Origin of the sequence: Pseudomonas sp. NPDC087626 (assembly GCF_044743405.1) — a bacterium.
Taxonomy (GTDB): Bacteria; Pseudomonadota; Gammaproteobacteria; order Pseudomonadales; family Pseudomonadaceae; genus Aquipseudomonas.
The window spans coordinates 62721-71015 of sequence record NZ_JBIUWJ010000035.1 but is presented as its reverse complement, the minus strand read 5'-3'; the positions used below and the strand labels follow the sequence as shown (position 1 = coordinate 71015).

General features: G+C 60.5%; 9 protein-coding genes. All 9 read left to right on the top strand.

What is annotated here, in order from left to right; genetic code table 11:
• Positions 1-147, top strand: a 147-nt coding sequence (locus ACIOVD_RS23680; protein ID WP_086247892.1) for an aldehyde dehydrogenase family protein, incomplete at its 5' end; no start/stop codon positions are given.
• Positions 148-335: 188 nt separating this feature from the next.
• Positions 336-1616, top strand: coding sequence for an ethanolamine utilization protein EutH (gene eutH, locus ACIOVD_RS23675; RefSeq protein ID WP_095166265.1), 1281 nt, complete (start codon positions 336-338; stop codon positions 1614-1616).
• Positions 1617-1714: 98 nt separating this feature from the next.
• Positions 1715-3109, top strand: a complete 1395-nt coding sequence (locus ACIOVD_RS23670; protein WP_095166263.1) for an ethanolamine ammonia-lyase subunit EutB — start codon at positions 1715-1717, stop codon at positions 3107-3109.
• Between the two features lie 11 nt (positions 3110-3120).
• The gene (gene eutC, locus ACIOVD_RS23665; RefSeq protein WP_095166619.1) at positions 3121-3945 is read left to right on the top strand and encodes an ethanolamine ammonia-lyase subunit EutC; all 825 of its coding nucleotides are present in this window, start codon (positions 3121-3123) and stop codon (positions 3943-3945) included.
• 130 nt (positions 3946-4075) lie between these two features.
• Complete coding sequence (locus tag ACIOVD_RS23660) at positions 4076-4537, top strand: N-acetyltransferase (protein ID WP_095166261.1); 462 nt, start codon at positions 4076-4078, stop codon at positions 4535-4537.
• Positions 4538-4820: 283 nt separating this feature from the next.
• Positions 4821-5477: a DedA family protein gene (locus ACIOVD_RS23655; protein WP_095166259.1), complete on the top strand. Its 657-nt coding sequence runs from the start codon at positions 4821-4823 to the stop codon at positions 5475-5477.
• A gap of 6 nt (positions 5478-5483) precedes the next feature.
• The gene (locus tag ACIOVD_RS23650; protein ID WP_095166257.1) at positions 5484-6296 is read left to right on the top strand and encodes a zinc-dependent peptidase; all 813 of its coding nucleotides are present in this window, start codon (positions 5484-5486) and stop codon (positions 6294-6296) included.
• A 111-nt stretch (positions 6297-6407) separates the two neighbouring features.
• Complete coding sequence (gene ppa / locus ACIOVD_RS23645) at positions 6408-6935, top strand: inorganic diphosphatase (RefSeq protein ID WP_095166255.1); 528 nt, start codon at positions 6408-6410, stop codon at positions 6933-6935.
• 227 nt (positions 6936-7162) lie between these two features.
• A complete protein-coding gene (locus ACIOVD_RS23640; protein ID WP_401130523.1) occupies positions 7163-7912 on the top strand; it encodes an XRE family transcriptional regulator in 750 nt (249 codons plus the stop codon).
• Positions 7913-8295: the final 383 nt, after the last annotated feature.

Here is an 8295-nt window from a genome sequence, read left to right as displayed (position 1 = left end):
TACCACCTGTACCCGGCGCACGCCGCGTTCGGTGGCTACAAGAAGTCCGGCGTCGGCCGTGAAACCCACAAGATGATGCTCGATCACTACCAACAAACCAAAAACCTGCTGGTGAGCTACGACATCAACCCGCTGGGCTTCTTCTGATCCAACCTCCCGGCGACTTCGGTCGCCGGGACTCACCTGTACTGGCAAGACTTTTTTTTCATGCAGTGCATTCGGCCCTTCTTCGGCGGCCGGACGCACGGCTGCAAGCAGAAAATCGCAAAAGCCCGCGCGCCTTTGGTGAAACACAGCGTCCGCGCTGGAAAACAACAATAAGAAAGGAAACCGCAATGGATCAGATCGGCAACTACGTGCTCTATCTCATCATGTTCTGCGCCGTACTCGGCGCCTTCGCGGCGATCTACAACAGCGATGAAGGACTTGGTAAAGAATTCATGGAAGGCATCCACGCCACCGGGCACATCTTCGTGCCGGCGGCGGGGATCATGGCGTCCATCCCCTACCTGACAGTGGTCATCGAAAAAGCCTTCGGCCCGTTCTTCAGCTCCCTGGGCGCCGACCCGGCACTGGCGGCGACCATGATCATCGCCTCGGACATGGGCGGTTATCACCTGGCCTCGGCCCTGGCGGCCAGTAAAGAAGCACTGGTCATGGCGCTGATCACCGGCTTCATGGGCGGCGCGACCATCGTGTTCTCCATTCCCATGGGCCTGGCGATGCTCGACAAGCGCGACCACAAGTACATGGCCCTGGGCATCATGTCGGGCATCCTGACTATCCCGCTGGGCGTGCTGATTGCCAGTGTCATCCTCGCGTTCAGCAACCCGCTGGTGCGCGACCTGGTGTCGACCAACGGCGAAGCCACCTATCAATTGGCCCTGGGCCTGGGCAGCATCTTCGCCAACCTGCTGCCGATCCTGATCTTCGTCGTGGCCCTGGCCCTGGGCCTGCGTTTTCTGCCCGACCTGATGATCAAGGGCTTCATCATCTTCGGGCGCACCCTGGACGCCGCGATCAAGCTGGTCCTGGTGTTCTCCATCGTCGAGTACTTCACCGGTGTATTCACCCTGGTGTTCGGCAGTTGGGGGTTCCACCCGATCATCGCCGACGCTGAAGACCAGACCCGCGCCCTGGAAACCGCTGGCTACATCGGCATCATGCTGGCCGGTGCCTTCCCGATGGTCTATCTGCTGCGCAAGTACCTGGGCAAGCCGCTGGAAAGCCTGGGCAGCAAGATCGGCCTGAGCGCCGTTGGCAGTGCCGGCATGCTGGCGACCATCGCCAACATCCTGGCCATGTTCCGCCTGGTGCGTTTCATGCCGCCAAAGGACAAAGTGATCAACATTGCCTTTGGCGTGTGCGCGGCCTTCCTGCTGGGCGACCACCTGTCCTTCACTGCCAACTTCCAGCCCACCATCATTCTGCCGGTGCTGATTGGCAAGATAAGTGCAGGTTTCATTGCCGTGGGCCTGGCGTATTGGCTGTCGGTACCCAAGGCCTTGCAACTGGAAGCCGAGGACCGCGCCGCCGGGATCATTGCCAAGGGCGAATACCTGGGCCTGCCGCTGCCGGAAACCCTGCACCCCGATGGCACCAAGGCAACGGCCTGAGTCTGCTGCATTGAAGTGCGCTGCCCACGCCGAGCGTGGCATGCTCAGCCACGGCCGGCCCCGGGCAGCGCACTGCCCTATTTGAAACGGAGACTGAAATGGCAAGTTTTTCCCATAGCGTGGGCGCCCAGACCTACCGCTTCGACGACCTCAAGGACGTCATGGCCAAAGCCAGCCCGGCACGCTCCGGAGACTTCCTGGCCGGTGTCGCCGCGCAGAACGACGGTGAGCGGGTAGCGGCGCAAATGGCCCTGGCGGATATCCCGCTCAAGCACTTTCTGCAAGAAGCGCTGATCCCCTACGAGACCGATGAAGTCACCCGGTTGATCATCGACACCCACGACGCCAACGCCTTTGCCACCGTCAGCCACCTGACCGTCGGCGGCTTTCGCGACTGGCTGCTCAGCGACGCCGCCGACGAACACAGTCTGCGTGCGCTGGCCCCCGGCCTGACGCCAGAAATGGCCGCGGCCGTGTCGAAAATCATGCGCGTGCAAGACCTGGTGCTGGTGGCGCAGAAAATTCGCGTAGTCACCCGCTTTCGCGGGACCCTGGGCCTACGCGGTCGCTTGTCGACCCGGCTGCAACCCAACCACCCCACCGACGAGCCGGCCGGTATCGCGGCGAGCATTCTCGACGGCCTGCTGTACGGCAATGGCGACGCGATGATCGGCATCAACCCGGCCACGGACAGCATCGCCTCGATCTGCGCCATGCTGGAAATGCTCGACGCGGTGATCCAGCGCTACGAAATACCGACCCAGGCCTGCGTCCTGACCCACGTCACCACCTCCATCGAGGCGATCAACCGTGGCGTGCCCCTGGACCTGGTGTTCCAGTCGATTGCCGGCACCGAAGCCGCCAATGCCAGCTTTGGCATCAGCCTGAGCGTGCTCCAGGAAGGCTACGACGCCGGACTGAGCCTCAATCGCGGCACGCTGGGGCAAAACCTGATGTATTTCGAGACCGGCCAGGGCAGCGCGCTGTCGGCCAACGCCCACTTCGGCCTCGACCAGCAAACCTGCGAGACCCGGGCCTATGCCGTGGCACGGCATTTCAAGCCATTCCTGGTCAACACCGTGGTCGGTTTCATCGGCCCGGAGTACCTGTACAACGGCAAGCAGATCATCCGCGCCGGCCTGGAAGACCACTTCTGCGGCAAGTTGCTCGGCGTGCCCATGGGCTGCGACATCTGCTACACCAACCACGCCGAAGCCGACCAGGACGACATGGACACCCTGCTGACCCTGCTGGGCGTGGCCGGGATCAACTTCATCATGGGCATCCCCGGCTCCGACGACATCATGCTCAACTACCAGACCACCTCATTCCATGACGCCCTCTACGCGCGCCAGACCCTGGGCCTGAAACCGGCCCCGGAATTCGAGGCATGGTTGGCGAACATGGGTATTTTCACGCAGGGTGACGGCAAGGTCCGGTTCGGCAACAACCTGCCGCCGGCCTTCCGCCAGGCCCTGGCGCAACTGGGATGAAAGAGGTGCTCATGGAACAACCACCGATCGACCCGCAGAACCCCTGGTTGGAACTGCGCCGCCTGACCCCTGCGCGCATCGCCCTGGGCCGGTCCGGCACCAGCATGCCGACCGGCGCCCAACTGGATTTCCAGTACGCCCACGCCCAGGCCCGTGACGCCGTGCACCTGCCCTTCGATCACGCCGGGCTGAGCACGCAGTTGGCCACAGCCGGACGCGCCAGCCTGCTGCTGCACAGCGCCGCCAGCGATCGGCATAGCTACCTGCAGCGCCCGGACCTGGGGCGCAAACTCTCCGAGCACTCGGCGCAAACCCTGCGTGAATATGCCGAGGCCCACCCAGGCGGGGTCGACCTGGCCGTGGTGGTGGCAGACGGCCTGTCGGCACTGGCGGTACATCGGCACACCCTGCCCTTCCTGGCGCGCATGGAAGAACAGACCGAGGCCGAGGGTTGGTCCCTGTCGCCGGTGATTCTGGTGGAACAAGGTCGGGTCGCCGTGGCCGACGAAATCGGCCAGTTGCTGGGAGCCAAAATGGTGGTGATCCTGATCGGCGAACGCCCCGGCCTCAGCTCGCCCGACAGCCTCGGCCTGTATTTCACCTACAACCCCAAGGTCGGCCTGACGGACGCCTACCGCAACTGCATCTCCAATGTCCGCCTCGAGGGTCTGAGCTACGGCATGGCCGCCCACCGCCTGCTGTACCTGATGCGCGAGGCCTGTCGCCGGCAGCTATCGGGCGTCAACCTGAAAGATGAGGCGCAACTGCAGACTATCGAGTCAGAAAACGACGCACAAACCAGCTCCAATTTCCTGCTCGGTCCGCAGAAACCCTGAGTCTACTGCGCATTGCGTTTTAGTCGCGCTTTGAGGCAGAGTCGACGAACGGCTGCCCGAGTGATGGATCAATTGCCGTCAAATCCACTGGAAACTGCCGTCATATCTACTTGAAGTTGAGGCCTCTAGCATGCGGATTATTCAAGCTACTCTCGAGCACCTGGACCTGCTGACGCCTCTGTTCGTCAAGTACCGCGAGTTTTACGGCTCGCTGCCTTATCCGGACTCCTCCCGCGCGTTCCTCGAAAAACGCCTGCGCCGCAAGGAGTCGGTGATTTACCTGGCCTTGCCAGATGACGACGATGGCCGACTGCTGGGCTTTTGCCAGCTGTACCCGAGCTTCTCGTCCCTGTCGCTCAAGCGGGTATGGATCCTCAACGACATCTACGTCGCCGAAGACGCCCGCCGCCAACTGGTCGCCGACAACCTGATGCGCACCGCGAAAAAAATGGCCAAGGAAACCCAGGCCGTGCGCATGCGCGTGTCCACCAGCAGCGACAACCTGGTGGCGCAAAAAACCTACGAGTCCATGGGCTTTCGTGAAGACAGCGAGTTCAAGAACTACATTTTGCCGATCAGCGACGAACTCTGACATTTGTGACGTTTCCAGGTGGCGCGGGCGCACGCTCCCGCCGGGGGTGCGTTGCGCCCCTGAAACCTGAACCCAGGCTGAACCCGATGCACTTAATTCCCCCGGCAATCCTCACACCATCGCCTTCGTAATCCCTCGCTACAAAACCCACACGCTTTTCACTTTGCTGTCCGTATAATCGCGATCTTTATCGGCCGTAAGAAATAGCCCGCGGCCTTGTAGTCATATTTTTCAGACTTTCCGCACAGGCTTGCCGAGTCGAGCCGCCACACAGGTGCCCTCCATGGATTTCAACCCGATCGACCTTGTCCTGCATCTCGACGTGTACCTCGATATGCTGGTCACCAACTACGGGCCATGGATCTACGCCATTCTTTTCCTGGTGATCTTCTGCGAGACCGGCCTGGTGGTCATGCCCTTCCTGCCGGGCGACTCGCTGCTGTTCATCGCCGGTGCCGTCGCCGCCGGTGGCGGCATGGACCCGGTGCTGCTGGGCGGCCTGCTGATGCTGGCGGCGATACTCGGAGACAGTACCAACTATGTGGTCGGTCGAACGGCCGGGGAAAAACTGTTCAGTAATCCCAACTCGAAAATCTTCCGCCGCGACTACCTGCAACAAACCCACGACTTCTATGAAAAGCACGGCGGCAAGACCGTGACGCTGGCGCGCTTCCTGCCGATCATCCGGACCTTTGCGCCCTTCGTCGCCGGTGTCGCCAAGATGCCCTATCCGCGTTTTTTCGCCTTCAGTGTGTTTGGCACCATCCTCTGGGTCGGCGGCCTGGTGACCCTGGGTTACTTCTTCGGCAACGTGCCCTTCATCAAGAAGAACCTGTCGCTGCTGGTGGTAGGCATCATCCTGTTGTCGCTGGTGCCGATGATCATTGGCCTGGTCCGCAGCCGCTTCGGTGGCTCGAGCTCCAAAGCCCAGTCGCGCTGATCGCCCATGGGCCTGCTCAGCACCTGGCGTCGCCAACGCACCCTGGCCAAGCACCCCGTTGCCGATGAAACCTGGCAGCGAGTCCGTCAGCACCTGAGTTTTCTCGACGGCCTGAGCGAGGCCGAGGACCAATGGCTGCGCGAGTCGGCCGTGCTGTTCCTGCAGGACAAACACCTGACCTGCCTGCCCGGCGTCGAACTGCACCAGGAACAACGCCTGCTGCTCGCCGCCCAGGCTCAATTGCCGCTGCTGCACCTGGGCGATCTGAACTGGTACCAGGGTTTCCATGAGATCGTGCTGTACCCCGACGACTTCCTCAGCCCGCAGCGCCATCGCGATGCCAGTGGCGTGGAGCATGAGTGGGACGGCGAACACAGCGGTGAAGCCTGGCAGCAAGGGCCGATCATCCTGGCCTGGCCGGGAGTGATGGCCAGTGGTGGCTGGGAAGGTTACAACCTGGTGATCCACGAACTGGCGCACAAACTCGACATGCTCAACGGTGACGCCAACGGCCTGCCGCCGCTGCACAGTGACATGCGGGTCTCGGACTGGGCGCAGGTGATGCAACACGCCTACGACGACCTCAACCGCCAGCTCGACCACAATCCCGATGCCGACACGCCGATCGACCCCTACGCCGCGGAAAACCCTGCCGAGTTCTTCGCCGTCACCAGCGAATACTTCTTCAGCGCCCCGGATTTGCTGCACGGCAGTTATCCACAGGTCTATCAGCAACTGCAGCTGTTCTACCGCCAGGATCCCCTGGCAAGGCTTGCGCATTTGCAAGCCGAACATCCGGCGTATCAACCACACGACTAAGGTCTACGCGACTTCTGGTACGTGGCACAGGCTCAGGAATATGCCTATAATCGCCGCCACTTTTTGGTCAATCCGGCCAAGTCATTTGGCCACTAACGGGGGCACCGCCCAATGAGCTACAGCAAGATTCCGGCTGGCAAAGACCTGCCGAACGACATCTACGTCGCGATCGAGATCCCGGCTAACCACGCGCCGATCAAATACGAAATCGACAAAGACAGCGATTGCCTGTTCGTTGACCGTTTCATGGCCACCCCAATGTTCTACCCGGCCAACTACGGTTTCATCCCCAACACCCTGGCTGACGATGGCGACCCCCTCGACGTGCTGGTTGTAACCCCTTACCCGGTTGCTCCAGGCTCGGTCATCCGCGCACGTCCAGTTGGCATCCTGCACATGACCGACGACGGCGGCGGCGATGCCAAAGTTATCGCGGTGCCACACGACAAGCTGTCCCAGCTGTATGTCGACATCAAGGAATACACCGACCTGCCAGCCCTGCTGCTGGAACAGATCAAGCACTTCTTCGAGAACTACAAGGATCTCGAAAAAGGCAAATGGGTGAAGATCGACGGTTGGGGCGACGCCGAAGCTGCGCGCGCTGAAATCATGAAGTCGGTTGCCGCCTACAAAGGCTGAGACGGCATTGGCCTGGCGCCACTGACGGCTTGAAAAACCCCGGTTATCCGGGGTTTTTTTATAACTATAGAAACTTCAAATAACAGTCCAATTAATACAATTTGGAAGGTTGTTTAGTTGCGTTTAGCGCTCACTTACAAGCTCTTGCAAAACAAGCAGATATTCCTGCGTAAATTGATCGGTTTGTTTATTCAATACCGTTAGTTGACTGAGTAAAATCCGCGTTTATGAAAAAACACAAATGCGGCCCACGCTTCAAGGCACTCCTCAAGGAGGTGAAAATCACCCCCTCGGAGTTTGCTACCTTCTGCAACGTCGAGCCCCAGCACATCAACAACTGGTACATCCGCGGCGTGCCCTACCCCCGCGTCGAAGAAATCGCCCGCCTGCTGAGCGTCAACAGCCAATGGCTGATCAACGGCGAAGGCCCCAAGCATCCCGTCATCGGCCAAGCGCCCGAGCCGACTATCCCCCTGCTGGACACCCGGGAGTCCCGCGAGCAATACCAGGTCAGTGTCGACTCCCCCGACATCGAAATCCCGCTCTACAAAGAACAGCCCAAAGCCCTCGGCTCCAGCGACACCCATGTCGTCGCAATCCCCGGCGAAGCCGTTCGCCTGCCCCGTCGCTACCTGGAGAACCTGGAAGTCAAACCCATCCACGCCATCTGCGTGCCCATGGTCGGCGACAGCATGTCGGAGAGAATCGAAGACGGCTCGACCCTGGCCATCGACCGCAGCCTGACCCAGATCATCGACGGCCAGATCTACGCCCTCCAGCACGCCGGCATGCTGCGCATCAAATACCTGCACCGCCTCCCCGGCGGCGCCCTGCGCTTGCGCAGCCACAACAGCAGTGGCTATCCGGACGAAATCTTCAGCGCCGAACAAATCAAAAAACAGGATATCGACGTCCTCGGCTGGGTGTTCTGGTGGTCCACCCTCAACAAACAGCGCCCGCCAGTACCCTTTGCATGACCACCGCAACGCCCTGCAATACACATCGCACTGGGAATTCCCCAAAAAAATCAGTATGCTGCGCACCACATTTGCATCGACCCGCCCCGCGCCGGTCCGATCGCACCGACAAGGCAGATGACTTTCTCGCCAAGTCCCACAGCCGGACGCAAGATCCGGGTGTACGTTTTGAAGGCTGGTACGGTTTACCAAAAATAAACCAAGCCAGTCCCCGAGAAGCCGGCCACAAGCCGGCTTTTTAATGTCTTTTTGAAAGCTATTCTCATCTGCTGAAATCCGCTACAGCCTTGCTAGATCAAAGGTTTCGGCCTATTTTTGGTCTAGCGACTTCCGTTTTAATCCGTTGTGTTCCACGCGAAAGTGGGGGAACAAAGTGGGGGAAC

Excerpts from the sequence above, each read along its gene's own strand:
- ppa (WP_095166255.1), top strand. The coding sequence starts at position 6,408 with ATGAGCTACAGCAAGATTCCGGCTGGCAAAGACCTGCCGAACGACATC.
- ACIOVD_RS23640 (WP_401130523.1), top strand. The coding sequence starts at position 7,163 with ATGAAAAAACACAAATGCGGCCCACGCTTCAAGGCACTCCTCAAGGAG.
- eutH (WP_095166265.1), top strand. The coding sequence starts at position 336 with ATGGATCAGATCGGCAACTACGTGCTCTATCTCATCATGTTCTGCGCC.
- ACIOVD_RS23670 (WP_095166263.1), top strand. The coding sequence starts at position 1,715 with ATGGCAAGTTTTTCCCATAGCGTGGGCGCCCAGACCTACCGCTTCGAC.
- eutC (WP_095166619.1), top strand. The coding sequence starts at position 3,121 with ATGGAACAACCACCGATCGACCCGCAGAACCCCTGGTTGGAACTGCGC.
- ACIOVD_RS23650 (WP_095166257.1), top strand. The coding sequence starts at position 5,484 with ATGGGCCTGCTCAGCACCTGGCGTCGCCAACGCACCCTGGCCAAGCAC.
- ACIOVD_RS23655 (WP_095166259.1), top strand. The coding sequence starts at position 4,821 with ATGGATTTCAACCCGATCGACCTTGTCCTGCATCTCGACGTGTACCTC.
- ACIOVD_RS23660 (WP_095166261.1), top strand. The coding sequence starts at position 4,076 with ATGCGGATTATTCAAGCTACTCTCGAGCACCTGGACCTGCTGACGCCT.